The sequence below is a fragment of the Vibrio mytili genome (assembly GCF_000830505.1).
GTDB classification, from domain to species: domain Bacteria; phylum Pseudomonadota; class Gammaproteobacteria; order Enterobacterales; family Vibrionaceae; genus Vibrio; species Vibrio mytili.
Genome location: NZ_JXOK01000072.1, coordinates 1 through 1583, shown reverse-complemented (window position 1 = coordinate 1583; position 1583 = coordinate 1). Strand labels below are relative to the sequence as shown.

At 53.5% G+C, this 1583-nt stretch carries 1 rRNA gene; it reads left to right on the top strand.

Annotation, left to right across the window (positions count from 1 at the left end):
- Nucleotides 1-28 precede the first annotated feature (28 nt).
- Nucleotides 29-1579: ribosomal RNA gene (locus tag SU60_RS17725) — 16S ribosomal RNA — on the top strand.
- Nucleotides 1580-1583 lie beyond the last annotated feature (4 nt).

The following is a 1583-nucleotide window of genomic DNA, read 5'->3' as shown; positions in this document are numbered from 1 at the left end:
TCAGTATTCATTGAGCCGAAAAAACTTTAAATTGAAGAGTTTGATCATGGCTCAGATTGAACGCTGGCGGCAGGCCTAACACATGCAAGTCGAGCGGAAACGAGTTAACTGAACCTTCGGGGGACGTTAACGGCGTCGAGCGGCGGACGGGTGAGTAATGCCTAGGAAATTGCCCTGATGTGGGGGATAACCATTGGAAACGATGGCTAATACCGCATGATGCCTTCGGGCCAAAGAGGGGGACCTTCGGGCCTCTCGCGTCAGGATATGCCTAGGTGGGATTAGCTAGTTGGTGAGGTAAGGGCTCACCAAGGCGACGATCCCTAGCTGGTCTGAGAGGATGATCAGCACACTGGAACTGAGACACGGTCCAGACTCCTACGGGAGGCAGCAGTGGGGAATATTGCACAATGGGCGCAAGCCTGATGCAGCCATGCCGCGTGTATGAAGAAGGCCTCGGGTTGTAAAGTACTTTCAGCAGTGAGGAAGGGGTGTGTGTTAATAGCGCACATCTTTGACGTTAGCTGCAGAAGAAGCACCGGCTAACTCCGTGCCAGCAGCCGCGGTAATACGGAGGGTGCGAGCGTTAATCGGAATTACTGGGCGTAAAGCGCATGCAGGTGGTTTGTTAAGTCAGATGTGAAAGCCCGGGGCTCAACCTCGGAATAGCATTTGAAACTGGCAGACTAGAGTACTGTAGAGGGGGGTAGAATTTCAGGTGTAGCGGTGAAATGCGTAGAGATCTGAAGGAATACCGGTGGCGAAGGCGGCCCCCTGGACAGATACTGACACTCAGATGCGAAAGCGTGGGGAGCAAACAGGATTAGATACCCTGGTAGTCCACGCCGTAAACGATGTCTACTTGGAGGTTGTGGCCTTGAGCCGTGGCTTTCGGAGCTAACGCGTTAAGTAGACCGCCTGGGGAGTACGGTCGCAAGATTAAAACTCAAATGAATTGACGGGGGCCCGCACAAGCGGTGGAGCATGTGGTTTAATTCGATGCAACGCGAAGAACCTTACCTACTCTTGACATCCAGAGAACTTTCCAGAGATGGATTGGTGCCTTCGGGAACTCTGAGACAGGTGCTGCATGGCTGTCGTCAGCTCGTGTTGTGAAATGTTGGGTTAAGTCCCGCAACGAGCGCAACCCTTATCCTTGTTTGCCAGCGAGTAATGTCGGGAACTCCAGGGAGACTGCCGGTGATAAACCGGAGGAAGGTGGGGACGACGTCAAGTCATCATGGCCCTTACGAGTAGGGCTACACACGTGCTACAATGGCGCATACAGAGGGCAGCCAACTTGCGAGAGTGAGCGAATCCCAAAAAGTGCGTCGTAGTCCGGATTGGAGTCTGCAACTCGACTCCATGAAGTCGGAATCGCTAGTAATCGTGGATCAGAATGCCACGGTGAATACGTTCCCGGGCCTTGTACACACCGCCCGTCACACCATGGGAGTGGGCTGCAAAAGAAGTAGGTAGTTTAACCTTCGGGGGGACGCTTACCACTTTGTGGTTCATGACTGGGGTGAAGTCGTAACAAGGTAGCGCTAGGGGAACCTGGCGCTGGATCACCTCCTTATACG